Source organism: Microcoleus sp. AS-A8, from assembly GCA_039962225.1.
GTDB lineage: Bacteria > Cyanobacteriota > Cyanobacteriia > Cyanobacteriales > Coleofasciculaceae > Allocoleopsis.
Map to the genome: position 1 here is coordinate 350498 of JAMPKV010000003.1, position 25940 is coordinate 376437.

Consider the following 25940-nt stretch of genomic DNA (forward strand, 5'->3'; position numbering starts at 1 on the left):
GATTATTCTTATTGCATTTTGAACTTATGGATACAACCCCACCGACTGAGTTGTCCCAGAAGCCGGAAGTTACGGCTAATCCGGGAGACTTCGCTGAACAGCCCGTTTTAGATCAGCCACCCTTGATTGATTTACGTCAATATGACTCATCCAAGTACGAGCGCGGGCGTCCTGGATGGTTTGTTTTACTTTGGTGGTTGGTGCAAGCGATCGCCTTTCCCTTAAGTCCCCATACCTTCAACGGCTTCCGCAAATGGCTACTACAGTTATTTGGGGCAAAAATTGGTAACGGCGTGATCATCCGACCCACGGCCCGTTTTACCTATCCTTGGAACGTGGAAATTGGCGACTACAGTTGGATTGGGGATGATGTGGTTTTTTACAGCCTCGATCACATTCGCATTGGCTGTCACGGCGTGATTTCGCAAAAATGCTACCTCTGTACCGGTAGCCACGACATCCAAGACCCAGGATTTGGTCTAATCACCGCACCCATTGCGATCGGTAACGGCGTCTGGATTGCTACAGATTGCTTCATTGCCCCAGGCGTTCAAATTGGAGCCAATGCGGTGATTGGGGCGCGTAGCAGTGTTTTCAGCCATATCCCAGCCCAACAGGTATGCTGGGGTACACCCGCACGCCCCCACTATCAACGGCAAGTCCGGCAGAAAGCCTAAAAAGATAGGGATTTTTATCCTTACTCTTGAATCTCAGTTTCAGGTAAAAGAATCGTTGTTTCAAAACCCACCCTGCCAAAATCTGGTTCCGGCCCCATCTCCATTTCAATCGCATAAATCCACGTCTGATTTGAATTAGGTCGGTAGCTTTTGATTGTGCCTACACCGCCGCTAAAACTAACGGTTTGATTTCGAGTAAATCTGGGTACCATCGTAGAAATTGAGTTCATAAATCTGAAGACTCCTTTGGGGCTGGGGTCATGAGCGAGCGTCTACTGATACTATTTCCCTGTATCTTTGCCTGCCAGGGGACATGATTGTGCCCTACCGTTTATCTTCTACGCGATGACATAGCGATCAGTATGATTAAGCCACTGAGTCAAAACTTCTTAATATAGAAACCCTATCAAGCAAAGATGATGTTTACAGTTGTATCTAAAATGTACTTGCCGATAGCTCTATCGAGAGATTTGATTTGATTAAATATGTAATCTATCGAAGGATATAACTTTATTAAAATTACTTGTATCCCAGAAAACCTTAGACAGAAACATGCATCTAACCCCTTTCCTACTGATCTCTCACAATCAGATGGTGCTTAGCATCAAATGTAATCATCCCTTGTTTCTGTAACTGACCCAGTAGTCGCGTAATCGTCACTCTGGTAGTACAACAAGCATCGGCAAGATCTTGATGAGTCAGGCGAACGCTCAAACGAGTGCCTTGAGCCACAGGCACGCCAATTTCCTGCTTTAACAACAGCAACAGATGATGCAATCGTTCTTTAACTTGTCGCTTTCCAGAAATGGCTAACAGCAATTCTGTCTGACGTAGCCGCTGACTAATTTGAGGTAACAAAGTTTGGGATAGAGAAGAACAAGCGCTGATCTCTGCTGGAGAAAACGATCCTAACTTAACCGTCTCCGAAAGAGCGGTGGCTTGATAGGTAGGAAGGGAAGTCATTGTAGAGCCAAAAGGCATCGATGGTACTGCCAATCCCATGAGTACCTCATCACCGGTTTCACTCATCGTATTCAGCTTCACCACACCTTGAGCAACGACCCAAAGGCAAGTCGGTGAGAGGGGGATAATCTCTCCTTTAGAATAACTATGCAGGGGACGATCCTGGAAAAGGTTGTGGCTATTTTTGGAGAACGCCTTTTGAGACGCCTGGTAACTGGGGAGTTCGCGCAATATCCAGCGCAAAGAGACCACTCTGTGTTCATGGTCACAGACTGTATCTATAGTTACATCGACTTCAATGCATTCACTATTACGAGGCTGTAAACCTAATGTCCAGTTTTGCACCAAGTTACGCTGCTGCAACTGGTTGAGTTTGAAGCGAAACGTCGAACGCTCTTGTAAAGGAATAAAGTTGATCAGCAGTTTGTCTCTCAAGTGCGACAGATCAAGGTTGAGCAGCCTAGCCGCAGCACGGTTAGCCTCTTGAATTTTGCCTTGTGCATCCGTAATTAGATATGCATTTGGCATGAACTCGAAGAGTTCTTGGTAGCGCTGGCGTTCCACTTCTACCTGCAATCGCGTGAGGGCTAATTCCTCAGACTGCTTGTACAGCTCCTCAACAGCGACTTGCAACTCTTCCGAGGCGGTACCGAGTTCCTTGAAGGCGGTGGGCAGTAAGAAGTCTGGTTGCTGAGATACCGGAACATTCGCGCCCTCGTACAGCTCAGCTAAGCGCCAGTTGATCACCTGTATCCGCTTAGCGAACGCATCGACATTCACCATGTCTAAACCTCCGACACTCATGTTATCGAGCTGAAGCATAGGAGATTACCTGCTTTTTATGCACTGACCAATCGAGAGATTTAAAGCCCGCAATTGTCAAGTCTTATGAACCTAAGCGTAGAACATCGAAAATCATTGATGTTTTTGTTTAAACAATTGTCACTTGGTTAAATTTAATTGTATACAGTGTTACATATCACCTTAACGGTTAGCCCATTCTGTGGCTGCCTGTCCACGCCAGTAAAGGGATTCCTAACTCAGTCGTAGGGTGGGTATTAACCACCCTAGTTAAATTGATCCGTTTTAGCTGAATCAGGGGGTTTTGGGGGAGGATGTCACCCTTTCACACAGACGACTTGCTTGAGTGTGGCCACAACTTCAACCAAATCAGACTGATTATTCATAACCTCGTCGATTGGCTTGTAAGCGCCTGGAATTTCATCCAAAACACCCTCATCTTTGCGGCACTCAATCCCTTGGGTTTGCTCAATCAAATCATCCAACGAGAAGTGCTTCTTCGCCTTGCTGCGCGACATCTGACGTCCTGCACCGTGGGAACAAGAGCAATAACTGTCATGATTACCCTTACCCTTGACGATGAAAGACTTTGTTCCCATCGAACCAGGGATGATGCCGTAATCTTCTTCGCGTGCCCGAACAGCTCCCTTGCGGGTGACGTAAACGTCTTCACCAAAATGCACTTCCTTCTCCGCGTAGTTGTGATGGCAGTTCACCTCCAAAAGAGCCTTGGTAGGCTTGCCACCCGCGAGATGTTTCTCAATAATTCGCTTGAAGCGAGCCATCATCACATCGCGGTTAACGCGGGCATAATTCTGCGCCCACTGCAAATCCCGCCAGTAAGCCCCAAATTCGGGGGTTCCGGCGACAAAGTAAGCTAAATCTGGGTCAGGAAGAGATGTTTTTGTCATTTTGGCCAGTTCTTTTGCCGTACTGATGTGGCACTGAGCTAACACATTGCCAATGTTACGTGAACCGGAGTGCAGCATGAGCCACACTTGGTTCTCGGTATCGATGCAAACTTCAATGAAATGATTGCCCCCACCGAGAGAACCCATCTGTCTCATCGCTTTCCCTTGCAAATCTTGCACCCCTCGATGCAGTTCTTTGAAATCAGCCCAACGCTGCCAGTTCGCCACCGATTTTTCAATGTCTTTGTTCTCGTTAAAGCCAACCGGAATAGCGGCTTCCAGCTCTAGGCGAATTTTCTTGAGTTTACCCTCCAATTTGTCAGCCACAAATGGCGTTTTGATTGCAGCCATTCCGCAACCAATATCCACACCGACAGCCGCAGGCATGAGAGCTTCTGTTGTAGCAACGACAGAACCCACTAAGGCTCCCTTGCCCAAGTGAACGTCTGGCATTAATGCCACATGCTTGAAAACAAATGGCAGAGAAGCCACATTTTTTGCCATCTTGGTTTCTTCTGAACCCAAAGCGTGATTCGCCCAAGAAAGAACTGGCGCTGGAGTGGAAATTTTTAACTGTTCGTATGGCATAAACGTTTGCCTCTAAAAAATATCGGTGATTTATGGAGGAAGAGTTTTGTACAACGACTGATGTTTAGCTCAAGTCATCCGTAGCTAAAGATTTCTACGGGCTAGCTCTGAGATGAGGTTCGTCGTACTACATTAACACTACAATTTGCAAAACTAAATTCCAGAATGCTCTTGTACTCTCCTGTGGGTCTTTCACGCCAAAGTTAATGGCTCAGAGAGAAACTACATTACAATTTGTAAAGAAGGCAAGGTTTTCAACGGCTCTGCCCTCGATTGTGTCAAGAGCAATCCACACAACCCCACGTCTACTCCTATGGCAGTTCGTAAGGACACAATTTGGGAACGCTTCTTATCGCCGATTGTCCGCAGCTTGATTGATGAAGAAAAGTTACGGCAGTTGTATAACAGTATCAATTGGCAAGCCGAGAGCGATCGCTTGTCTAATCCTCAGGTCATTTACCCTCACTACTACAGTAGCCAAAACTTCCACGGCATCGAGGGGGGATACCTCAACCGCAGTGCTGCGGTTACCTACGATCCGATTACCCAGTATGTGCTGCCACCCAATGAAACTTGGGTACGCCAAGGCTTAATTGATCGCATTGGAGGAACACCGCGACGGATTCTCGACTTAGGCTGCGGTACGGGTTCCACCACCCTGATGTTGAAGCAAGCCTTTCCCCAAGCCCAGGTGATGGGATTAGACTTGTCCCCTTATATGTTGGTAATGGCGGAGTACAAAGCCAAAGCAGCAGGGTTAACGATCGAGTGGCGTCATGGTAATGCCGAAGAGACGGGATTGCCAGATGCGTCGTTTGACTTAGTGACAGCATCCTTATTGTTCCACGAGACACCACCCACCGTCGCGAAAACCATTCTGCGAGAAAGCTTCCGCTTGCTGATTCCAGGAGGAGAAGTATTAATTTTGGACGGCAATCAGAAAACCTTGCGTCAAGTAGATTGGCTCACAGAAGTATTTGAAGAGCCGTATATTAAGGATTATGCGACCGAGAGCGTTGAGGCGGGGATGGGTGCCGCCGGCTTTCAAGCGGTACAAACTCATGACCATTGGTGGATGCATCAAGTCACGCATGGCATTAAACCTACCCCAGTGGACAACTCTGCCGCCACCTCCCGACAGGGGTTCACCAGCAGCACACCCCAAGATTTTGGTTCACAGGGCACTCCTGCCCCAGCGTTTTAGCAGTAGGCATGACATTAAAGGCAGTTCTGTTTGATTTCAACGGCGTCATTATTAATGATGAGGCCATTCACCAACAGCTCGTTGAGGAAATTCTCCTACAGGAAAATCTGCGTCCCTCATCCGATGAGTATCGAGAAGTTTGTTTGGGCAGGAGCGATCGCGTTGGTTTAACCGAGTTACTCAAGCGTCGAGGACGATTTGTTACAGAAAGCTACTTAACCCAACTGATCACCCGTAAAGCCCAAGCCTATCAACATAAGCTGGAAGTGCTAGAAAAACTGCCGATTTATCCAGGTTTAGAGGATGTAATTTTCCAAATTCGCGCCGCGCAGTTACCCTTGGGGGTGGTGAGTGGGGCGCTGCGTTGTGAGGTGGAATTGGTACTCAATCGTGCGGGGATCGCTCAAAATTTTGCCGTGATTGTTGGGGGTGAGGACATTAAGGAAAGCAAACCCGAACCGGATGGGTATCTTTTAGCCGTTGAGCGACTCAATCAAAACTATCCCACCCTGAAAGCACAAGCTTCAGACTGCCTAGCCATTGAAGATACCCCAGCCGGCATTGAAGCCGCGAAACGAGCGGGGATGCAAGTGGTTGGCGTGGCGAATACCTATCCGTTTCACATGCTCCAGCGTCAAGCCAACTGGACGGTAGATTATCTTCACGATTTAGAATTGGATCGGGTACAGGAGGTTTATGAACGCCGTGAACATCAGCCCGGTGCTAGGACGTGTTAGAATAAAAAACGGTGACTCCCCACTCAGCGGTGAGGATTCAATCCAAAATCCTCTCTCCTTAGGGGGAATTAGCTCAGTTGGTAGAGCGCTGCGATCGCACCGCAGAGGTCACCGGTTCGAGTCCGGTATTCTCCATGTGTAGATATATCAAGATAATTGTCACTTTGTTAAGTGTTTTGTAACTCTTGTATCAACTTATGAGATCTGCTCGCTGTTATCTCTAAATCGGTTATTGTAAGAAAGAAAAGAGGATTCTAAAGGAATTCTTAATATCTAGCCGTGTTTCAAGGAATAACCTCACGGTGTTGTAAGACCAGTGTTCCCCTTCCCCTGCCCAGCAAGGGTTTTTACCTAGAAAGGAGATTTTATGACTCCCACAATGCTGCGTCAGCTGTGGTCTTTAATTGAAACGACCCAGGCCAATCTTCTACTAAAACTGGATGATGCAACTTTAGTTCAGTGGCTACTGAAGCAATACAATCAAGGACGAGCGCTTAACCACGAAGAGATTCACTTGTTAAGTGACTACCTCAACAATCGCGTATCTCTCATCCGGGATCTAGCTCAACAACGTTGTTAACGATCCGGACAATAGACACACCATCGCTCTTCTACCTACAAGATTGCGCTTCGGCATTACGGAATCGCAGGCATAATGCATACTTCAGTTCTATGTCTGTCCTCTGGTGGCTGATGAACTGTTGCGCTTGCAAGTTACCTGAGGAAGGTTGCTCTATTTACTCGTGCTTTTTGGTGAGAACGAGCTTGAGTTATTGAATGATTCAAAGATAAACGTTCCTATTGAGCTGGGGGGAAATTTTGCGGCGGGATATTCTCATAGGGCAAAGAGGGCGAGGCTGATTTCCCCTGAGATTGGGCGTTGGTGAGCAGATGAGATACTAACGTATAACCAAAATAGGAAGGAATGGTGAGTGCCATCAGAAATGCGATCGCACCGATCCAGCCTTGTGGTGTAAAGGACGACCCGTAATGGCAACGATAGGGGTCATGAGGAAGCTGTGACGAATCGAGAACATTGCGTAAAGCAATCAATCGCTTAAACCGCACTCGTCGATCATCGAGTTTTTCCAGCATAATCCAACCGGAGATAGCCTCTTCTTCACACAGCTTTTGCAAAACAGCAGGATTGCGAAATAAGTCGCGACTGGCGCGTACAATTTTAAATTCCCAACCCACTAGATTCGAGTCTGTTGATGCATGGCTGGAATAAGCCGCAGAGTCAACCTTCCCATTCCGTTGCGGCGTTTCTACCGATCCTAAGTTGTCTTTTGAGTCGAAAAAGGTCAAAATTTCTTCCTCCTCATGATGTTGCTGTCTGGTAACAATTTGCCTCCAGCGCAGCCATCCACTCACCACCACAGCCTGCCAACCGAGATTGCCAGCTAGCAGGCTCCAAATCGTCACTTCAAGCATTTTTAGGTCGTTCTTCCTCTATTTGGGTGGCAGGCTAATTGGTTGCAGGTTAACAGGTTGCAGATTAGGAGAGGTTTAAACATTGCAACCTCCCAACCGCACAACCTTCTAAGCTTCAACGTTCAACCCTTCAGGGGTAAATACCCCTCAACAACGTAATCTGGCCCCATCTGACGCCAAGTGACGCGTTCTAGGGTGAGAGCATCAGTCATCGTTGCCAACCCCAAATCCCCAACCGGTGAGGGAGCCACCTTGCCACCGACGATTTTGGGGGCAATGAAGGCCAAGACTTTTTGCACTGCGCCATCTGCAATTGCTCTGGCGGCTAAAGTTCCCCCACACTCCCACAACACGCTAGAAAGTTGTCTGTTATACAAGTACTCCATCACCTTCGCGGGGGTTAAGGGTGTCAACTCCACCACCTCCACTTTCTTTTTCACCAGCTGATGTTGGAAATCCGGAAGAGCGCCTACTTCGGTCAACACCAAGGTGGGAGCGTCATTGGTTTGCCAAAGATGGGCGTTTAAGGGCAAGTTGAGGGTGCGACTCATGACCACTCGCAATGGATTATGGCTGTCTGAATGATGGCTGGTCAGGTAAGGATTATCTAGACGCACCGTATTTCCGCCAACAATCACAGCATCACAAGCAGCTCGCAGTTGATGCACCTGCGCCCGTGCCTCCTGACCTGTTACCCAAGTGCTGTGACCACTGATAGTAGCAATTTTGCCATCTAACGTCATAGCATACTTTAAAATTCCCAGAGGACGCTTGTGAAGAATGCGATAAATAAAAGCTTCATTGAGTTGACGACAAGCTGCTTCTTCGACACCCACCACCACTTCAATTCCCGCTGCCCGTAATCGAGCCACACCGCCCCCTGCAACCAGTGGATTCGGGTCAACCATACCCACCACAACCTTCGCTACACCCGCTGCCACTAAAGCTTCTGAACAAGGTGGTGTTCGTCCGTAGTGATTACAAGGCTCCAGATTGACATAAATTGTGGCTCCCCTCGCCTTTTCGCCAGCCGCACGTAGAGCAAAGATTTCGGCATGGGGTTGACCGGCAAACGGATGAAACCCTTCCCCCACAATCTCCCCATTTTGGACAATCACAGAACCCACGAGGGGATTGGGGGTCGTTCGTCCGAGGGCACGACGGGCTAGTTCGATGCATCGTTGCATTATAGCGCGATCAAAGGGCGTTCCTATTTCTGGTGGAGACGCCGCTAACGCCTGTTGAGTATTGGTTTGGGCGTCTGCGGAAGAGTTTTCCATGAGCTTGCTGTTGTTAGGCTTACCCCTGAGTTTAGTTAATCAGCATGTTGCAAGCATATACTTTTGTTGCCGTCGCCCTCACCTGATGCTGGCGACACTGGATCTGATCTCGCAACGTTCCGAATTCCGAGGGGACTCACTAATTTAGCAGCCAATTACGAGGATTGTCACAACCGACGATGACGGTTTACCAGATAAAGGCGTTCTACAAAGCGGTGAACAAGACTGTTGAGGAACGGCCTAATTCCCTATTGCCGTTGAAATCAGAGGCTAATGAGGCGAAGTAGGATAGAGGTGTCAGCTACCCAGTTGTATTGCTCATGGTTAATACAGGAACCCAACTTACTCTAGAAGAATTTCTAGCTCTCCCCGAAGGAGATGTAAACTATGAGTTTGTCGATGGTCAGGCAGTTCCTAAAGTGTCTCCAAAATATTTCCACTCGACTTTACAGGCAGCTCTATTACTCCTCATACGTACCTGGTGCAAGGGCAAAGGTAGAGTTGGTTCAGAGTGGGCAATTCTCTTAAAGCGTCAGGGGAAAGATTGGGCACCTGTACCGGATTTGACGTATATCTCCTATGAACGTCTACCCAAAAGCTGGAAGCATAATGAAGCTTGTCCTGCCCTTCCCGAACTGGTTATTGAGATTATCTCTCCCGACCAGACGATGAAAGAATTTGAAGATAAGGCTAAGGACTACTTTGCTGCTGGTGTATCACGAGTTTGGGTTGTAGACCCTGAAGGTATCAGCATTAGGGTCTTCTTTCCAGATGGGTCTAGTCAGGTTTATAGGGATACCACGTCCATTGTGGATGCACTACTTCCTGGCTTGGAAGTAACAACAAGGCAGGTTTTTGAAGAGGCGGACTTGTTGTAGCGATCGCATGTTTATTTAAGTTTTACATAATAAATGAAAGTACTGCATTGGGGAACAGCGTATGAGCAACAACTTTGTCGAAAAGCTACCAAAAGAGCAGATCGCTGAGTTCTGCGATCGCTGGAAGATTACCGAATTGGCATTGTTTGGCTCGATTTTACGGGATGACTTTCGCCCAGACAGCGATGTGGATGTGCTGGTGACGTTTGCACCCGATGCCTAATGGGGCTTATTTAAGGTTGCTGAAATGCAACAAGAATTAGAAGGTATTCTGGATAGAGATGTTGATTTTGTCAGCAGACGAGCTATTGAACGTAGCCACAATTGGTTACGTCGAAAAGAGATTTTAGGTACGGCAAAGATTTTTTATGTCAAGAGACAACCAGACACTCCTAGACCTTGCGAGGTCAGCACGACTGATAATTGAATTTTTTGGGGTGAGGATGAACTCGCACGGGTGCAACCCTCAATTTACTGGTGCGGTCGCATGGTAGCCAATTTCGGAATGAGCGACCGCACTGAGACAGCTCTAAATATTTGGGGACTAACGCAATTGAATCTTATCTATACAAATGGTGCCTGAACCATACTTACTTAGAAAGGCAATGTAAATCTTCTCGATTTTACTTTTTTCAATTTTATTCTCGAAATGGCTCAGTGGAATGCTTATCTTTTTCCAATCACTAGATGCGACAGCTGAATAATCTGGGGGTTTTTTATTGCTTATATCTATCAGACCCACTTCAAATTTTCCGCTTCCAGAAGCACTTTTAATCTCAAAATCCAAGGTAGAGAACTTTGAGATGTCAAAACCATTATCATTATCCCAGTATACCGTCCATCCCATACTACTATCCCCTGGCTTTTTATCAGGAAATTCCTATTTGAGCTTGAGAACAGGTGAACTAGAGCCGCCACAATCTCTATCATTTGATGAAACATACGGGGAGGGGGAGGTAAATGGCTTGTCCTTGGGGTTTGAGCTTGTGTTTGGATATACCCAAGGGTCTTCTTTGCCATTGCCCACTTGAGGGAATATCTTACACAAATTTTCCGTAGGAGAGCATGGTGGAAATTTGGACTGGAATTGCCAATAGATCCCACCAATGCCGACTACGGCCAGAGTAGTGACAATACCTCCTCCGGTTACAAGCAGTGCTTTTTTTCTCTTGTCATTCGGTTTAGGTTGATCTTTTGATGGCGGCTCTTCTGGTTGGGGTGGATTTGGATTATCATCCTTAGCAGTTTCAAGGCCCTCAACCAGGTAACGAGTATAAGTTGATAAATCTGACCCCTGCGGTGCCAACGAAGATTGAACGTGTGTTGAAGAGGTGAGGACAACTTTCCCCTCTCCCCCTAGTTGGTTCTTGATATCCACAGAACCATCATCTTTAGCTAACCAGCCCTTGGCGAATGCCCCACTAAAGCAACAATCTAGAATCACCACCTGTCGCCGACAAATACTGTTGCACATGTAATACTGCACAGAGCTGGCTGAAACGGCTGTTGATTTGAGGAGTTCTCCTTGGAGATTTTTGCGATGGTACAACTGGGAATTTCGGACTGAATTGTTGTGCTGACAAAGGTTTACGATCTCGCAGTGGCGTATGAGTGCATCGCTCCCCCAATTTTAGCTCCTCATCAAGAAGGCGATTGAGTGCTACTCCTCACAAGCCTCAACCCGATAAAACAAACCCCCCCCAAAAAATCCCCCCGCCACAAACCCACTCACAAACACCCACCCCGGAAGATGACCTTCCGGCGCATCCAGCGAGAACCTCAAATTCCGATAGCCAACCCAGAAGTCATTCACCCGCCAACCAACCCGGTTGCCAAAATATTTCCAAATATCTACCTTGTCGTCCTGAATCGAATTCTCAATCTCCATCCAAATACGCTTTTGAACACTAAAACCGAAGCGTTCATTACTATACTTAACCCATAATTCATCAATAGTATGAAGAGCTTGACAAGGAAACACTTCCATGTCTGATTCTGTTAGCCACCCCTCTTGTTCTCGACCCGAAACTTTAAGCATCACCACCTCAGTTTCCCGATCAGCCTTTTGCCATTCTCCTGCTGCCAAAAACTCTTGCAATCGCCTATAATCGACTCCCTCTTCTTCTTTTTCTTCCTCAGAATCTAGTTCACCCGTGAGTTTTCCCAACTGAGCATCAAGTGCCACACGAGCAAGCTGAGTTGGGGATGAATCTGAATCCAAAAAGGCGAATGCAGATTCTATTTGTGCAAGAATTCGCATTTCAATGGGTGCGATATCTTCATCTCTAAGGCTCAAAACTTTTTGTAAATCCTGTAACTCACCACGAATGTAATCACTTAACGGGTATTCATGCTCGATCGCCTCCCGTAGTGCCTGCTCGTATTCGTGTACTTTTTTCTTATACTCTCGATAAGGCTTGAGAACTTCCGCCTCAATTAGTACCGCCTCCTCCCTAGGCAGTCCCAAACTGCTGCATTTGGCATTTAAGATTCTGCGTCCCACCGGCGAAATCTTGCCGCGATAAACATAACGTTCAACTTCTTTGCGATACTTTAGTTTTGGGTCACCAATAGGGACTTGAGCGAGGATAATTTTATACCCTTCCTTAACTGTATAAATTTCGGGTTTCATCGCAGGAGAGGCTTTCTGAACTCTGATACTCGCGTACTCATGCAACTCATCCGCCGAAATCACATCATCTTCATCTAAATCCGCTGCACCTGTCTCAATCCCCTCAACCAAGAAACGAGTATAAATCGAGAGATCTGATCCTTCCTGGGCGAAAGAATATTGAGTAGAGGTGGAAGACGTGAGGATAACTCGTCCCTCCCCACCGAGTTGCGTTCTGATATCCACAGAAGCGTCATCCTTCGCTAACAACCCTTCAGCAAACGCGCCACTAAAGCAACAATCGAGAATCACCACCTGTCGCCGAGCACGGCTATAGCTCATGATTTCCTGCACAAATCTGGCTGCGATCGCCGTAGATCGGATTAATCCTCCTCGCTCATTTTTGCGCGTCGCACGGGTTGCTAAATACAGAGTCCCACTCTCATCCTTGACACCGTGACCGGAAAAATATAAGAGTAAGAGGTCATCCCGGTTGCGATCGCCAAACAAATTCTCAATCGCAATTCCCATCTCCTGCGGTTCCGGATCGATCAGCGGAATTACTTGCTCAAAATCACCCATATCTGGGTGCTGCCAAACCCGCTGCATAGCCGCCACATCGCTTACCGCAGCAGGAAGCTGATTGAAACCAGCTCCATATTGGCTGACTCCAATCAACAATGCCACCTTAACCATTGATCATGTCCTAACTTCCTGCTGCTAAAAAGTCCTTAGCTGCCTCAATCGCGGCAGTTAATTCTTGCTCACTATAGGCTTTAACTTCAAGTTTTTTGCCGTTAGCCTCTACTGTTAGCTCAATCGGCTTACCCGACAATCGCTCCCAGATAAATCCCAAAAGTGCCTTGATATTGGCTAGATTAACCTCAGCCTGCAACAGTCCAATCAGAAATGCTGCATCAAGTGGCTTGCTGCCTGCGGGTGGATTTGGCTCTGGTATGCGATGAACTTGCTTGACTTCATCAATGTCCTTCATTTGTTGAAAAAGACGCTGTGTCAAGGTTTCCAGTTCCTCTGGAGCTAAATCCGGCTGTGAATTTCTCAAATCGATGGTAACGTCTAAATCCGAACCTTTAGGGGCTATCGCAACCTGAATATTGGATGTACTCGCCATTCCCAACCTTAAGTATCGTAGCTACAATTTAATACAAGCCCCGTCAAGTCTTTATCGCCCACGAATGGACTTGGCTGTTTTGAATTGTAGCGTCTCTTACTATTTGAGAACACGTTGACTAATATTAAATGGGACAGTTTTTAGCACGGCTCATCTGAGCCAAACTGACCCTAATTCGGCATTCGCCAAATTTTAATCGTACTGTCAGCACTGGCACTGACTAATTTCTTTCCATCGGGTGTTATCAAAAGTGAATTCACTGAGCTAGAATGCTCCTTCAGTGTTTGGATTTCTTTTCCGGTGGAAATATCCCAAATTTTGATTTCATGATCAGCACTGGCACTGACTAATTCTTTCCCATCAGGCGTCATAGCTAAGGGCTTCACGGGGCTGGAATGTCCGGTGAGAGTGAGGAGTTCTTTTCCAGAAGATAAATCCCAAATTTTGATAGTATGGTCAGCACTGGCACTCGCTAACTTCCTACCATCCGCCGTTATCGCCAGGGAATTAACTGAACCGGAATGTCCGATGAGGGTGAGGAGTTCTTTCCCAGAAGATAAATCCCAAATTTTAATAGTATTGTCAGCACTAGCACTGGCTAACTTCCTACCATCCGGTGTTATAGCGATGTAATTTACATAACTTGAATGTCCGGTGAGAGTGAGGAGTTCTTTCCCAGAAGATAAATCCCAAATTTTGATGGTATGGTCAGCACTGGCACTCGCTAATTTATTACCATCAGGGCTGATAGCAACATAATTCACATAGCTAGAATGCCCCTTCAGGGTTCTGATTTTTTTCCCCGAATCAAAATCCCAGATGGCGATTGTATTGCCAGTACCTCCTGTAGCCAGTGTCTGCCAATCTGGACTAATGGCGAAGTAATTAATCGGGATAGACGCTTCAATGAGTGTGCGAATTTCTTTTCCTGTAGAGAAATCCCAAATTTTAATCTTCTTATCGGCACTACTACTGAGTAAACTCTTCCCATCCGGCGTCATAATTAGGTAATTAATATAGCTACCATCTCCAACAATTGTGTTGACGAGTAAGCTAGCTGTAGGAAGATGGTTGTGGGAAAGCTGCCAAATACCATAACCTCCTAGCATCAGAGTCAGAGCCGCTACTCCTCCCATCAGCCATCTTTTTTTAAATGCTCTATCTTTGTGTTCGACCACAGAGAGATTCTCATAATATTGACTTGAAGTATAGCCATCTAAATGGGTTACTAATTGGGGTTGAGTCGCGTCTTGGGGAATCTTATAAATACTGGCAATTTCGTCTAAAATTTCCTGAGTATTTTTATGTCGCTTAGCGGCTGTGGGAGCCATTAGCTTATCGATTAAATTGGCAAACGGTTCAGAAATATTCAGAGCCAGTTTCCGCCAATGACAAGTATCCGTTAAGGGTTCATAGATGGCTGAATCCGTAGCCTGCTTACCTGTCAGTAAATAGACAAAAGTACGACCTAAAGCATAGAAATCGGATTGGGGCACGGCATGACCCTTTTCTTGCTCAGGGGGTGTGTATCCAGCCGAACTAATCTTGGTTACACTCCCTGCTCCGCCGACATCAGCCAGGTAAGTAAAGGTCAACTCTCTAGCCGTCCCAAAGTCAATTAATACCAATTGACCATTGGAGCGAATCATTATATTCTCTGGTTTAATATCCCGATGAAAATAGTTTTTTTGATGAACTAGATGCAAAATTTCCGCTAGCTGTTTTAACCAGTTAAACGCTTGCTTTTCTGAAATAGGGTGATTGCCTTGCTGCTTCATCCATTGCTTTAAGTTGAGTCCATCAATTTTTTCCATGATGATGCAATGCACGGGTTCGGTGCTATTGTTGGGAAAAAACTGAAAGTACCCATCTGGCTCAACTCTAGGGGTGCCAGGATGGTTCAGTTGGCTCAAGACAGCAGCTTCTTGTTGGAATAGCTCGATGATTCTGGGCTTATCGTTATGTTTCTGTTTAAGGATTTTTAGGAGTTTGGGGATTGCTCCATAGTAAGCTTCATAAACCTTGCCAAAACCGCTGCTATCACTCAGCAGACGCATGACTTGATAGCGCCCTTGTAGTAACAACTCGGAGCCACAATTGCGACACACGCGATTGTTAAGATTGGCTGGATCATTGGGCTGAGGACACTTGGGATTAATACAGTAGCTCATGGCTAGCTACCTCGTTGTTGTATCCCTAATCATAGGATGGTCATTGAGAAATCATCTAGTCAAGGAAATATTAATTTTATTCCCTAGGAGAGTAGAAAAACCCCCTGGTAGGGGCTATGACAGGGATGGAGTTCTCTGGTGAGGAGTATCTCTCCAAACCGATACTGGTTCACCCGTCATGTCATCTGGTTAAAGGCTCAATCTCCAACTCGGTCAGCCTTATATATTAAATCGATGATTTTAATACAAAATGTTGAAAAAACTGCACTAAACTTCGTGATAGAACTGCTAAGGTGTAAAGAAGCATTTCAAAAGAGCCAAGAAAGATAAAGATATATGAGCGGCGTTGCTACCTCCGACCTGCAACCACCCCAATGCTACCCACGTCACACCCCTGTTCCTCGATCGCATCAGCTAACCGTTTTTTGCGACTTTGATGGCCCAATCGTTGATGTCTCCAAGCGCTACTACAGCACTTATCAATTGGCATTGGCGGATACTCAGGAGTTCTACCAGCGTCAAGGTATAACTTTGCCCATTCAGAGACTCCAGAAACAGCAGTTCTGGCAAATGAAGCAAGATCGTGTCCCGGATGTAGAAATTGCGATGCGCTCAGGTTTACAGGGGGAGCAAATCGATTTCTTTTTGGGGCGCGTGATTGAGATTGTGAATCAGCCTGCCCTGTTGAATCTAGATCGGCTGCAGCCGGGAGTGAGTTGGGCGTTGGCTTTGCTACATTCTCAGCGTGTGCGCTTGGTGTTAGTCACGCTGCGCTGTCAGGAACAAGCGACGCAGATTTTAAGAAACTATGGATTGACTCGTCTGTTTAGTGGCATTTACGGCACCAATGACTGCGATGCTGCATATCACAACTATGCGGAAGGGAAAACACAATTGTTAGCCAAAGCGATTGCCGAACAATCTGCGATCGCTGGATGTTCAACTTCTAGCTGGATGATTGGTGATACAGAAGCCGATCTGGTAGCTGGACAAGCCCTGTCCATCCCTACAATCGCCCTCACCTGTGGCATCCGTTCTCGAATGTACCTCAAGCAATTTCACCCGACTCACATCCACACAGACTTACTTACTGCTGCTCATTACATCTTAGAAAGTTTGAAGTTTGAAGCCTAAAGGATGAAGAAGGCAAGGGGTTAAAGGGTTTATTTTCATCCTTCATGATGCCTCAAGTACATTGATCTGCTCCCACCAACGATTGAGCGGATAATAAAGAACGGGTGCCCAAAGACTACTAAGAATTGCAGAAGAAAGTGCGATACGCTGGTGGTCAGCCCAAATTTCGGCCAGGTTGCGATCGCCCATAAAACTATACTGAATCGCGGTCACCGTCTCTCCAACGACCGCCATACCAAATACAATTAACGCGACAGAAATAAAATCTTCCTGTATATAACGCTGCTTTTGAATCCGAGCCGTCAAGATTCCGACTAAGGCAAGGCTAATGATATGAGTTGGCTGAGGGGAAGTCATGCCATCTTGAATCAACCCCAGCACCAGCCCTGCTAAGGCTCCCTGTAAAACTGTACGCTTGAGGCTCCAGGCAACGACCCAAATTAACAGCCAGTTTGGAGCAATACCCAGTAATTCCATCCCCGGTAAACGTGCCGGTAACACGAGCAAACAGAGCATGACCGAACCAAAAGTCACTACCCAATTAAGAATTTGGCGAGCCCAGGGGGAAAACTGAGAAACGTTGTTCATTGCTCATTCATCATTAGTCATGAATAATTAGTCCTTGGACACGAGTACGCGGACTAATGAGTAAAAGTTGTTCCTTTCGGATAAACCTTGACCCATTCCAGGTAACTCACGGGTGCCGTCAACTCAATGACGGCTTCGGGAGCCGGACTTTTATCAAGGTTTACAGACTCCACACGCCCCAAGGGTAAACCGGGTGGAAAGAGTTGGCTAACGGGCGAGGTTGACACTACATCACCCCGTCGGACATCTGGCACCTTATCAAAAAACTGTAATACGGCACGATTAGAGCCTTGTCCTCGAATGAAGCCCATGCTACGACTACGGCTGAGTACAGCCCCCACCCGACTGGTGGCATCGCTGATGAGCAAGACACGACTGCTATTTGGTGTCACACTAGATATGCGGCCCACTAAGCCACCCGGTGCCATGACAATATCGTCGACCTTAATGCCCTCATTACTTCCTCGACCTAAGGATACTTGTTGCCACCAATGGTCAGCACTACGTCCCACAATCGGAGCAACAATTCCTGGTTGTTTCTGAGTTTTAGAATAATCTAACAGCTCTTTAAGCTTTTGGTTCTGGCTTTCAAGTTCGACTAAGCGCTCTTGTAGTTCCACGACTCGCGCATCAGTAAGGCGCTCTTCTTTTGTTGGACCGACTTGAAAGGGACGAGTTATCAACTGGTAAGTTTCATAGATTGCTGCCCCTTGGGTCTGGCGAACCAACCAGGCAGCACTCAATGTTAGTCCTCCCAGCACAATAGCTACCCCATGCCGGTCCCACCAACGACGCATTATAAACATAGCTCTCTAGCAACGCTCAGCGTTTGGCTGACGTGTATCTTCTAGGGTTACAGGTATAGGGATTGTGTAGTTAAGAATATAACTCCTCAAAGCGAGATATTCGCTCGCTGAGCTTTACATATGGCGAGAACGCCCACTAAACACCCGTTCTAACTGTTTGAAGTTCTCTAGCACTCGACCCGTTCCTAAGACAACGCAGCTCAAGGGATCGGCTGCCACATGGGTGACAATTCCGGTTTCATGACTGATCAGTGTATCCAGCCCTCTTAGTAAAGCGCCGCCACCCGCCAGCATAATGCCCCGGTCAATAATGTCAGCAGCGAGTTCTGGAGGAGTCCGTTCGAGCGTCCGCTTCACCGCATCCACAATAACTGAAAGCGGTTCTGACATACTTTCACGGATTTCAGGTCCTTTGATGGTGACAGTTCGTGGTAAGCCAGAGAGCAAGTGTAAGCCCCGTACTTCCATATTGGCATCATCATCGTAATGAGTCGGGTAGGCTGAACCAATCTGAATTTTGATTTCTTCAGCGGTGCGTTCCCCGATAACCAAGTTATGAACCTTTTTCATGTACTGGGTAATCGAGTCACTCAGTTCATCTCCAGCAACCCGCACGGATTCACTCAGAACCGTCCCCTGTAAACTGAGTACGGCGACTTCAGTGGTGCCGCCACCAATATCAATGATCATGTTGCCTGTTGGCTCGGCTACAGGTAGCCCAGCGCCAATCGCTGCTGCCACAGGCTCATCTATTAAGTAAACATCTCTTGCGCCCGCCTGAGACGCGGCTTCCATGACAGCCCGTCGTTCGACGCCTGTCACACCACTAGGAATGCCAATCACAATCCGAGGTGAAACCAAAGTTCTGCCTTCATGAACCCGCCGGATAAAATGCTTAAGCATCAATTCAGCGGTATCAAAGTCGGCAATCACGCCGTCGCGGAGAGGACGAAGGGCAACCACATTCCCTGGGGTTCTGCCCAACATTTTTTTGGCATCCTCGCCTACGGCTAGCGGAACTTTTAAGTCCTGGTCCATAGCGACGACGGAAGGCTCTTGAAGAACAATGCCTTTTCCAGATACGTATACTAAAGTATTAGCAGTACCCAGGTCTATACCCATGTCCCGTGATAGGGAAAAGCGACTGAAAAAACCCACTCGTTTCTACGCCCCCAAAGTCAAATGCTGCTGTATACGACCGAAATGTAACTGAACCGTAACCGATGTGGATTCTATTACGTTTCTTGAGCTGAGTCTAGTGAGGTAAAGCAATTCATTATCAGAAATCATCAACAATCAAGCTGAAACTATCATTCATCTGAAGTCATACCTCATCCGGGCGAAAGTTAAATTCAGTATATTCCTTCCTTATTTAAAGATTTAGTAAAGTTTCCCCGCCTCAGTCATTGTTATTGTCTGGTTAAATTCGTTAAAGTAGATCCGCAAGATAAGTACAAGAGTACTAAAAACGATGAGTCTTAACGTTGTCAATCTAGTCGGTCGGGTGGGTGGAGATCCAGATGTGAAGTATTTCGAGTCTGGCAAGGTTAAGTGTAAGCTAACGCTGGCAGTGGATCGGCGGACGCGTAACAACGATCAGCCTGACTGGTTCAATCTAGAGCTATGGGGTAAGACGGCAGAAGTTGCGGCTAATTATGTCCGAAAGGGGAAGTTAATCGGGGTTCAAGGGTCTCTGAAAATCGATCACTGGAGTGATCGAGCAACAGGAGTAGAGCGTTCAACCCCAATCATCCAAGTGGAGCGCCTGGAATTGCTAGGTTCTAAGCGAGATAATGACACCAGCGCAGTGGAGCACTACAACGATACAGAATTTTAATCGTTTGCCATTGTCGGGGTGTCGGCTTAACTATAGCTTATACTCGGTGTTAAACAACAATCTCCAGAGGCAGAACTTCCTTCCCTACTAGCCTGTACTCTCAGAACTAGTAGCTGATTTGTAGCGTTACAGATGCCTGCACCTCTTGTTCACCGCCAATGATCGGTGAGGTAGCCAATCGACTCTCTAATGCATCCTGACCCGTGAAAACCGACATCGGTGAGGGTGGGGTAGCACCATTGAGTTGAATGCTGACAATGTCTTTACGGGTGAGATTGAGGGTACTCAAAACAGCATCGGCTTGGCTTTGGGCATCCTCTGTAGCTTTCCGCAGGGCTTGTTTTTGCGCTGACGCGATCGCATCATCAGACGCCGTAAAACTAACACCCTCAATCCGCGTCGCACCGACTTGAACCGCATCATCCAAGAGCTTACCGGCTTGCTCGGTAGAGGTGCGAAAACTAACTGTATTAGTACCTGAATAACCGGTGATCTGGGGTGCCTTGTTGTTTTCGGAACGATAAACTGGGTTGAGTCGGATGCCCGTCGTTTCTAACTTTTCCACATTACGCGATCGCAGCAACTCCACCACAGCCGATGCTCGACGCGCCACTTCCTGCTGAACCTCTGTCGCCGTCTTCCCCTGAACTACAACACCCAACTGAACCTGAGTCTTCGTTGTAGAAATTGATTCCACACCACGCCCAGTTACGGTAAGGGTTCGTAGCAGTTTCTCCTGTGCCAGCGTCGGGTTTGTCAGCATCAGAGTCAGGAGCCCCACCATTACAGAAACAGTCGGCAACCGCTGAGTAGAGACATGGCGGAAACGAGAAAGAAAAGTTTGATTCATGTCAAGGATTCTCCTAATCTGAAACAAGGCTAAATCTTCCTGACCCATAGAATTTTTAGGCTTTCGTTAGAGTCGTAGCGTAAGAGGTATGACTGAAAAAACAGCATGACTTGATATCATGAACCTGTCGTTGGCTTCTACTGTGCCACAATAGAGCGTCAAAATTTTCAGCCGTTACCGTTTTAGCAACTAGGCTACAGTTGCCTTCTTTTAATTTGTAGTTTTTCTCTTCAACCAATGGCCTACTGGCTACTCAAAAGCGAACCCCAAGAATATTCCTACACCGATTTAGAGCAAGCTGGATGTGGCATCTGGGATGGTGTCAAAAATCCTCTTGCCCTGAAATATCTCCGTACCATGAAATTAGGGGACAAAGTATTGATTTACCACACAGGCCAAGAGCGGCAGGTCGTGGGGATGGCTGAAATTATCTCATTGCCCTATGCTGACCCTAAACTCAATGACCCTCGTCGTATGGTTGTGGACATTCGCGCCGTGCGATCGCTCCCCCAGCCTGTTACCCTAACACAGATCAAGCAAGATCATCACTTCACGCGCTTCGACCTCGTCCGTCTGCCTCGACTTTCCGTCGTCCCCGTTTCTGCTGAATATTGGCAGCGAATTCTTCAACTGGCGGGTGAGTCAACTTTTTGTATAGCACTTAACTGCCCAGCAGAATAAACCCGAGGAAGGCTTGATTTCGTTAAGAAACTTGTAGAGTAGAAAGAATGAATTTTTCGCAACTACCACGAATGGCTGACATCACTGCCTGGGTGAGTTTCTTCGACCCTACCAACCTGTTTTCATCTTTCGGGACTCACCCTCTGCTGATGGCAGAGGCAACTCCCAAGGAATCAGCAAACGAATCACTGATTCTCGCAGGAGTACTACTGAGTTTGGTCGTGATCTACTTCGCCAGCAAACTGGGCGGTGAGATTTGCGCTCGACTGAACTTACCACCCGTATTAGGGGAACTCGTAGGCGGTGTAGTCGTAGGAGTCTCTGCTCTTCATCTGTTGGTGTTCCCAGAAGGCAGTGCAGATGTAAGCAATTCTTTGCTGGTAAGCTTTCTCCAAACGACAGCGGGTTTGAGTCCAGAAGCCGCCGTTTCAGTGTTTCAAGCCCAGAGCGAGGTGATCTCGATCTTGTCAGAATTAGGCGTCGTGATTCTATTGTTTGAAATTGGACTGGAGTCGGATCTAAAAGAACTCATCCGCGTTGGTCCTCAAGCGGCTGTTGTCGCCGTTATTGGGGTCGTAGTTCCCTTTGCTGCTGGTACGGCTGGATTAATTTATTTATTTAATATTCCCCCTATCCCGGCGATTTTTGCGGGTGCGGCTTTGACCGCCACCAGTATTGGAATTACGGCAAAAGTTCTAGCAGAAATTGGTCGTCTTAGTTCTTCAGAAGGTCAAATTATCATTGGTGCAGCCGTTCTGGATGACGTCCTTGGAATTATCGTTTTGGCAGTTGTTGCGAGTCTGGCGAAGACGGGTGAAATCGAGATCGGCAACGTCATCTATCTGATTATTAGTGCGGCTGTTTTCCTGGTTGGGTCTATTTTGTTAGGTCGTTTCTTAAGTCCCTATTTCGTTGCCTTAGTCAATGAAATGAAAACTCGCGGTCAGCTATTGCTGACAGCACTAATTTTTGCCTTTATTTTGTCCTACATTGGCGCTGTCATTCACTTAGAAGCGATTTTGGGAGCCTTTGCGGCGGGACTGGTTCTAGCAGAAACCGATAAGCGCCGGGAATTAGAAGAACAGGTGATTCCCGTTGCCGATATGCTTGTCCCGATTTTCTTTGTCGTCGTCGGGGCAAAAACGGATCTGGGTGTTCTTAATCCAACCGTTCCTGCTAATCGAGAAGGCTTGATTTTGGCGGTTTTCCTGATTGGAGTCGCGATTCTGGGTAAGGTAGTTACTGGTCTGTTTGTATTCGGTCAACCTGGAATCAACCGCTTAGCCATCGGTGTTGGGATGATTCCTCGAGGCGAAGTGGGACTCGTTTTTTTGGGTGTAGGCTCGGCTAGTGGTGTCCTATCACCAGCTATGGAGGCTGCGATTATCATGATGGTCATTTTAACAACCTTTGTCGCCCCTCCCTTCCTGCGATTAGTTTTTCAGGAATCCGAGTTGGAGACTACACCTTCAGAAATACCGGCCTTAGACGCTGCAAGTATAGAATCGGTGGCTGTAGAACCAGCAGTCAACCGACAGCAGGAGTCATTTGAGGACATTGAAGCGATTGAGGAGCGAAAGAAAGGTTCGTGAAAACTGAGTTTCATGGATTAATCTTTTCAAGATTGCTCTTGTTCGTACACAACCCAACCTATATTTTTGATTGGGGAAATTCTGTGTATACTATTTCTCCTGAAACTTAAGTTTGCTAGTCTACGTCCCTTGAGGTTGACTGTCTTGAGCAGACAGATGCCCATTCGTATGCATTGAAGAGTGCGGCAAAAGGCTGGAGTCAGAGTTGGAACAAACGTGTAGTCAGAAATCATTAAGATGTCTTGACAAACGTGAAGAAACGTGAATAAATTCTTCACGCCTACAACTCCCTTGATCTTGGTTCATCACCCAACCGCTGTTTCGATGCAACACCGCGCTTTAACGAGGAGCAATAATTGTGAAATTTCGCTGGCTACTAGTACTTCCCAGCTTTTTAATAGTTTTTCTTCTTTCATCTGCCGCCCAAGCGCGTCAACTTCTACAGTGGCGTTTTGATAACAATCAGAACCGATTGGTGTTTATCACCGACAGTGGGGTTCAACCGAAGGCGTTACTGATGACCAATCCGACACGGATAGTCATTGACCTGCCTGGGATTGAGCTGGGACGCCCAACCACAAATCAACGGGTGAGTGGGGCGATTCGAGAAGTTCGCGTGGGACAACTGGACAACAATACAACTCGGATCGTAATTGAATTAGCGCCCGGTTACACCTTAGATCCGAAGGCCGTGAAATTCCGAGGGCTTTCGCCACGAGAGTGGACGGTGCAATTACCTACACCTCAGCGGATAGGGCCATCCCCTAGCCAACCCCCTGGAAATACACCTCCCAGGAATCAATCCTCCCAGATCCCACCGTTGCTGGGCACACCCAATCGACCGATTTCTACCTCTGATGCGGGTAAAGTAGCGACGATTGAGTCCGTTGAACTGGCTAACAACCAGACTCAGCTTTTAATTCGGGCTGACCAACCGGTCAGGGCGATTAGCACTTGGGATGCGATCGCCAAAGCTTACCGCATTACAATCCCCTCCGCTCGACTGGCTCAACGAGTCAGAGGACCGCAACTCGATGCCAATAGCCCTTTGTCGCGGGTACTGCTCCGGCAGCAAGATTTACGCACGGTTGTGATTTTGGTACAAGCGGCAACAAATGTCCAGATTGGGGAACTCAATCAGCTTAATGACGAGCTTTTGGCGCTACAACTAACGCCCTCCCAACCCGGAACGCCGCCCATCAGCTCAATTCCTGTGCCACTACCGGAAAGGGATACTCCTGCGCCACCCCCTGCTATCAATAATCCACCTGTGTCATCTCCCCGTGTACCCAAGGGGCGCGTTCTGGTCATTGTCGATCCGGGACACGGTGGCAAAGATCCGGGTGCGATCGGCCTTGGTGGATTGCGAGAGAAAGATGTTATCCTGCCGATTGCCCAGCAGGTAGCCTCACTCTTGGAACAACAAGGTATCCAAGCCGTGATGACGCGAACATCGGATTACTTTGTAGACCTGGCACCACGAGCCACTATGGCTGAACGGGCAAATGCCGACTTATTTGTCAGCATCCATGCTAATGCCATCGGTCCTAGCCGCCCCGATGTGAGTGGCTTAGAGACGTATTACTACTCAAGTGGTCAGCGCCTTGCCCAAACCATCCACAGCAGCATTTTGCAGAATCTGGATGTTAAAGACCGGGGTATCCGACGAGCGCGGTTTTACGTCCTGAGAAAGACTTCTATGCCATCGGTCTTAGTAGAAGTTGGTTTTGTCACGGGAAGAGAAGATGCCGCCAAACTGTCTAACCCAGCTTACCGCAGCCAGATGGCACAAGCGATCGCTCGTGGTATTCTCCAGTACATTCAGCAAAATAGTTAAACATCTTTCTCCTAACAAACATCGGTGATCAACTTTTCCACCTCCTCCCTCAGTGACCCTCACGGGCAAAATCCCTCTGACCCTTATACCGCTGACTTTCCCAGCGAGGAAACCGATAATCCTGCTGATCCTGCCAAGGAAGAACCACAGCAGCGTCGTATCGGTGTTTTCGACAGCGGTGTTGGTGGTCTCACCGTTTTGAGAGAACTCTATCGACAACTCCCAAACGAATCGATACTTTACTTTGCTGACACAGCGCGCCTACCCTACGGCACAAGGTCGCGTCATGAAATTGTGCAGTTCGGTTTTGAGATCTTGAGCTGGATGGTGCAACAGGACGTCAAAATGGTTGTCCTGGCCTGTAATACAAGTGATGCTCTAGCGTTGGAAACCTTACGACGTGAGTTTAACCTGCCAATTTTGGGGCTAATTTTACCAGGTGCTCGTGCGGCGGTTCAGCAAGGTCGGCGCATTGGGGTGATTGCCACCCCAGCAACGGCTTCTAGCAATGCTTATCGGCGTGCCATATCTGAGATTGAAGCGACAGCACAAGTCTGGCAAGTTGGCTGTCCAGAGTTTGTGCCGTTAGTTGAGCAAAACCGTGTCCATGATCCCTACACGGCTGAGGTGGCGCGGCAGTACCTAGACCCTTTACTACAGCAGCGAATCGATACCCTGATTTATGGCTGTACTCATTATCCGCTTCTGGCTCCCGTCCTGCGGACAATCCTACCTCCAACCGTCCAACTCGTTGACCCGGCTGTACATGTCGTGGCGGCGGCGGCACAAGAACTGGACATCCTCGGACTGAGGAATAATCGCGCACCGCTACCAACTAGCTTTTGTGTGAGTGGTTGTCCTCAGCAGTTTGCCCAACTCTCTGTGCAATGGCTGGGCTGCACTCCAGTGGCTGAAAAAGTATGTCTGCCAGCCGTATCCTCCCCGGTGGCTCCGCTAGAATCAGTAGAGTGATCGCAGCTCTAACCAATGGGAAATCTTCTTTCATGGTTAGAGGTGGCGAGGAGAGAAGCACAAAAAAAACGCCCACAAGGGGCGGTGTATTGGTCTTTAGGGAATAAAAAATTAATCTTGAATTATATGGGAGAGAGACTAAGAACCCGAAAAAATCCTGATTTTAGTCTCTCCCCCATTCGGAGCCACTTAAGATACACTACTGGCCTTTTGAACGTTTGACGCTGGCCTTATAGGAGGTGTTAACTCATCAGAG

25 protein-coding genes, 1 tRNA gene and 1 pseudogene are annotated in these 25940 nt (G+C 47.5%); 13 read left to right on the plus strand and 14 right to left on the minus strand.

The annotated features are described in order from the left end of the window. The first annotated feature begins 26 nt into the window (after positions 1-26). The gene (gene hpsU / locus NDI48_07050; GenBank protein MEP0830968.1) at positions 27-677 is read left to right on the plus strand and encodes a hormogonium polysaccharide biosynthesis acetyltransferase HpsU; all 651 of its coding nucleotides are present in this window, start codon (positions 27-29) and stop codon (positions 675-677) included. A 20-nt stretch (positions 678-697) separates the two neighbouring features. Here hpsU and NDI48_07055 read toward each other — a convergent pair whose 3' ends face one another. The 3 genes from NDI48_07055 to NDI48_07065 form a co-directional block, all read right to left on the minus strand. Continuing rightward, the gene (locus NDI48_07055; protein ID MEP0830969.1) at positions 698-907 is read right to left on the minus strand and encodes a hypothetical protein; all 210 of its coding nucleotides are present in this window, start codon (positions 905-907) and stop codon (positions 698-700) included. A gap of 340 nt (positions 908-1247) precedes the next feature. Further along, on the minus strand, positions 1248-2462 hold the full coding sequence (locus NDI48_07060; protein MEP0830970.1) for a helix-turn-helix domain-containing protein: 1215 nt from the start codon (positions 2460-2462) through the stop codon (positions 1248-1250). A 296-nt stretch (positions 2463-2758) separates the two neighbouring features. Continuing rightward, entirely contained in the window at positions 2759-3940 is a 1182-nt protein-coding gene (locus NDI48_07065) for an RtcB family protein (GenBank protein MEP0830971.1), read from the minus strand. Between the two features lie 313 nt (positions 3941-4253). Between NDI48_07065 and NDI48_07070 the strand changes: the two genes are divergently transcribed. The 4 genes from NDI48_07070 to NDI48_07085 all read left to right on the plus strand — a co-directional run bounded on the left by NDI48_07070 (position 4254) and on the right by NDI48_07085 (position 6461). Beyond that, a complete protein-coding gene (locus NDI48_07070) occupies positions 4254-5144 on the plus strand; it encodes a methyltransferase domain-containing protein (protein MEP0830972.1) in 891 nt (296 codons plus the stop codon). An 8-nt stretch (positions 5145-5152) separates the two neighbouring features. Next, entirely contained in the window at positions 5153-5881 is a 729-nt protein-coding gene (locus tag NDI48_07075) for an HAD family phosphatase (GenBank protein ID MEP0830973.1), read from the plus strand. A 62-nt stretch (positions 5882-5943) separates the two neighbouring features. Then, positions 5944-6016: transfer RNA gene (locus NDI48_07080), tRNA-Ala, on the plus strand. A 232-nt stretch (positions 6017-6248) separates the two neighbouring features. Then, on the plus strand, positions 6249-6461 hold the full coding sequence (locus tag NDI48_07085) for a hypothetical protein (protein MEP0830974.1): 213 nt from the start codon (positions 6249-6251) through the stop codon (positions 6459-6461). 218 nt (positions 6462-6679) lie between these two features. On the opposite strand, the gene NDI48_07090 is transcribed toward NDI48_07085, so the two are convergent. Further along, complete coding sequence (locus NDI48_07090) at positions 6680-7315, minus strand: hypothetical protein (protein ID MEP0830975.1); 636 nt, start codon at positions 7313-7315, stop codon at positions 6680-6682. Between the two features lie 122 nt (positions 7316-7437). After that, a complete protein-coding gene (gene ribD, locus NDI48_07095; protein MEP0830976.1) occupies positions 7438-8595 on the minus strand; it encodes a bifunctional diaminohydroxyphosphoribosylaminopyrimidine deaminase/5-amino-6-(5-phosphoribosylamino)uracil reductase RibD in 1158 nt (385 codons plus the stop codon). Between the two features lie 320 nt (positions 8596-8915). On the opposite strand from ribD, the gene NDI48_07100 reads away from it, so the two are divergent. Together NDI48_07100 and NDI48_07105 are read left to right on the plus strand one after the other, a co-directional pair. Continuing rightward, the gene (locus NDI48_07100) at positions 8916-9473 is read left to right on the plus strand and encodes a Uma2 family endonuclease (protein MEP0830977.1); all 558 of its coding nucleotides are present in this window, start codon (positions 8916-8918) and stop codon (positions 9471-9473) included. Between the two features lie 61 nt (positions 9474-9534). After that, a pseudogene (locus tag NDI48_07105) lies at positions 9535-9900 on the plus strand (nucleotidyltransferase domain-containing protein). 117 nt (positions 9901-10017) lie between these two features. Here the strand turns inward: NDI48_07105 and NDI48_07110 are convergent. From NDI48_07110 to NDI48_07130, 5 genes are all read right to left on the minus strand, one after another. Continuing rightward, positions 10018-10320 (minus strand): hypothetical protein, encoded by a 303-nt coding sequence (locus tag NDI48_07110; GenBank protein ID MEP0830978.1) that lies wholly within the window; start codon positions 10318-10320, stop codon positions 10018-10020. A 33-nt stretch (positions 10321-10353) separates the two neighbouring features. After that, on the minus strand, positions 10354-11022 hold the full coding sequence (locus tag NDI48_07115) for a hypothetical protein (protein ID MEP0830979.1): 669 nt from the start codon (positions 11020-11022) through the stop codon (positions 10354-10356). A gap of 111 nt (positions 11023-11133) precedes the next feature. Beyond that, positions 11134-12780, minus strand: coding sequence for a GUN4 domain-containing protein (locus tag NDI48_07120; GenBank protein ID MEP0830980.1), 1647 nt, complete (start codon positions 12778-12780; stop codon positions 11134-11136). Positions 12781-12790: 10 nt separating this feature from the next. Beyond that, a complete protein-coding gene (locus NDI48_07125) occupies positions 12791-13216 on the minus strand; it encodes a hypothetical protein (GenBank protein ID MEP0830981.1) in 426 nt (141 codons plus the stop codon). Positions 13217-13386: 170 nt separating this feature from the next. Continuing rightward, entirely contained in the window at positions 13387-15387 is a 2001-nt protein-coding gene (locus NDI48_07130; protein MEP0830982.1) for a serine/threonine protein kinase, read from the minus strand. A gap of 336 nt (positions 15388-15723) precedes the next feature. On the opposite strand from NDI48_07130, the gene NDI48_07135 reads away from it, so the two are divergent. Further along, a complete protein-coding gene (locus NDI48_07135; GenBank protein ID MEP0830983.1) occupies positions 15724-16521 on the plus strand; it encodes an HAD hydrolase-like protein in 798 nt (265 codons plus the stop codon). 42 nt (positions 16522-16563) lie between these two features. On the opposite strand, the gene mreD is transcribed toward NDI48_07135, so the two are convergent. From mreD to NDI48_07150, 3 genes are all read right to left on the minus strand, one after another. Continuing rightward, entirely contained in the window at positions 16564-17109 is a 546-nt protein-coding gene (gene mreD, locus NDI48_07140; protein MEP0830984.1) for a rod shape-determining protein MreD, read from the minus strand. 53 nt (positions 17110-17162) lie between these two features. Then, the gene (gene mreC / locus NDI48_07145; GenBank protein ID MEP0830985.1) at positions 17163-17915 is read right to left on the minus strand and encodes a rod shape-determining protein MreC; all 753 of its coding nucleotides are present in this window, start codon (positions 17913-17915) and stop codon (positions 17163-17165) included. 114 nt (positions 17916-18029) lie between these two features. After that, positions 18030-19037, minus strand: coding sequence for a rod shape-determining protein (locus NDI48_07150; GenBank protein ID MEP0830986.1), 1008 nt, complete (start codon positions 19035-19037; stop codon positions 18030-18032). A gap of 349 nt (positions 19038-19386) precedes the next feature. Between NDI48_07150 and NDI48_07155 the strand changes: the two genes are divergently transcribed. After that, positions 19387-19752 (plus strand): single-stranded DNA-binding protein, encoded by a 366-nt coding sequence (locus NDI48_07155; protein MEP0830987.1) that lies wholly within the window; start codon positions 19387-19389, stop codon positions 19750-19752. Between the two features lie 106 nt (positions 19753-19858). Here NDI48_07155 and NDI48_07160 read toward each other — a convergent pair whose 3' ends face one another. Beyond that, entirely contained in the window at positions 19859-20602 is a 744-nt protein-coding gene (locus NDI48_07160; protein MEP0830988.1) for an SIMPL domain-containing protein, read from the minus strand. A 237-nt stretch (positions 20603-20839) separates the two neighbouring features. On the opposite strand from NDI48_07160, the gene NDI48_07165 reads away from it, so the two are divergent. The 4 genes from NDI48_07165 to murI all read left to right on the plus strand — a co-directional run bounded on the left by NDI48_07165 (position 20840) and on the right by murI (position 25684). Beyond that, positions 20840-21283: an EVE domain-containing protein gene (locus NDI48_07165; protein MEP0830989.1), complete on the plus strand. Its 444-nt coding sequence runs from the start codon at positions 20840-20842 to the stop codon at positions 21281-21283. Between the two features lie 149 nt (positions 21284-21432). Further along, positions 21433-22875 (plus strand): cation:proton antiporter, encoded by a 1443-nt coding sequence (locus NDI48_07170; GenBank protein ID MEP0830990.1) that lies wholly within the window; start codon positions 21433-21435, stop codon positions 22873-22875. A 358-nt stretch (positions 22876-23233) separates the two neighbouring features. Continuing rightward, the gene (locus tag NDI48_07175) at positions 23234-24712 is read left to right on the plus strand and encodes an N-acetylmuramoyl-L-alanine amidase (GenBank protein MEP0830991.1); all 1479 of its coding nucleotides are present in this window, start codon (positions 23234-23236) and stop codon (positions 24710-24712) included. A gap of 159 nt (positions 24713-24871) precedes the next feature. Beyond that, on the plus strand, positions 24872-25684 hold the full coding sequence (gene murI, locus NDI48_07180) for a glutamate racemase (protein ID MEP0830992.1): 813 nt from the start codon (positions 24872-24874) through the stop codon (positions 25682-25684). Positions 25685-25940: the final 256 nt, after the last annotated feature.

Coding starts and splice junctions, on each gene's coding strand:
- NDI48_07065 (MEP0830971.1), bottom strand. CDS start 3,940: ATGCCATACGAACAGTTAAAAATTTCCACTCCAGCGCCAGTTCTTTCT.
- NDI48_07085 (MEP0830974.1), top strand. CDS start 6,249: ATGACTCCCACAATGCTGCGTCAGCTGTGGTCTTTAATTGAAACGACC.
- NDI48_07165 (MEP0830989.1), top strand. CDS start 20,840: ATGGCCTACTGGCTACTCAAAAGCGAACCCCAAGAATATTCCTACACC.
- NDI48_07130 (MEP0830982.1), bottom strand. CDS start 15,387: ATGAGCTACTGTATTAATCCCAAGTGTCCTCAGCCCAATGATCCAGCC.
- mreC (MEP0830985.1), bottom strand. CDS start 17,915: ATGTTTATAATGCGTCGTTGGTGGGACCGGCATGGGGTAGCTATTGTG.
- NDI48_07125 (MEP0830981.1), bottom strand. CDS start 13,216: ATGGCGAGTACATCCAATATTCAGGTTGCGATAGCCCCTAAAGGTTCG.
- NDI48_07170 (MEP0830990.1), top strand. CDS start 21,433: ATGGCAGAGGCAACTCCCAAGGAATCAGCAAACGAATCACTGATTCTC.
- ribD (MEP0830976.1), bottom strand. CDS start 8,595: ATGGAAAACTCTTCCGCAGACGCCCAAACCAATACTCAACAGGCGTTA.
- NDI48_07090 (MEP0830975.1), bottom strand. CDS start 7,315: ATGCTTGAAGTGACGATTTGGAGCCTGCTAGCTGGCAATCTCGGTTGG.
- NDI48_07155 (MEP0830987.1), top strand. CDS start 19,387: ATGAGTCTTAACGTTGTCAATCTAGTCGGTCGGGTGGGTGGAGATCCA.
- NDI48_07160 (MEP0830988.1), bottom strand. CDS start 20,602: ATGAATCAAACTTTTCTTTCTCGTTTCCGCCATGTCTCTACTCAGCGG.
- mreD (MEP0830984.1), bottom strand. CDS start 17,109: ATGAACAACGTTTCTCAGTTTTCCCCCTGGGCTCGCCAAATTCTTAAT.
- NDI48_07150 (MEP0830986.1), bottom strand. CDS start 19,037: ATGGGTATAGACCTGGGTACTGCTAATACTTTAGTATACGTATCTGGA.
- NDI48_07055 (MEP0830969.1), bottom strand. CDS start 907: ATGAACTCAATTTCTACGATGGTACCCAGATTTACTCGAAATCAAACC.
- NDI48_07110 (MEP0830978.1), bottom strand. CDS start 10,320: ATGGGATGGACGGTATACTGGGATAATGATAATGGTTTTGACATCTCA.
- NDI48_07075 (MEP0830973.1), top strand. CDS start 5,153: ATGACATTAAAGGCAGTTCTGTTTGATTTCAACGGCGTCATTATTAAT.
- NDI48_07135 (MEP0830983.1), top strand. CDS start 15,724: ATGAGCGGCGTTGCTACCTCCGACCTGCAACCACCCCAATGCTACCCA.
- NDI48_07100 (MEP0830977.1), top strand. CDS start 8,916: ATGGTTAATACAGGAACCCAACTTACTCTAGAAGAATTTCTAGCTCTC.
- NDI48_07070 (MEP0830972.1), top strand. CDS start 4,254: ATGGCAGTTCGTAAGGACACAATTTGGGAACGCTTCTTATCGCCGATT.
- hpsU (MEP0830968.1), top strand. CDS start 27: ATGGATACAACCCCACCGACTGAGTTGTCCCAGAAGCCGGAAGTTACG.
- NDI48_07060 (MEP0830970.1), bottom strand. CDS start 2,462: ATGCTTCAGCTCGATAACATGAGTGTCGGAGGTTTAGACATGGTGAAT.
- NDI48_07120 (MEP0830980.1), bottom strand. CDS start 12,780: ATGGTTAAGGTGGCATTGTTGATTGGAGTCAGCCAATATGGAGCTGGT.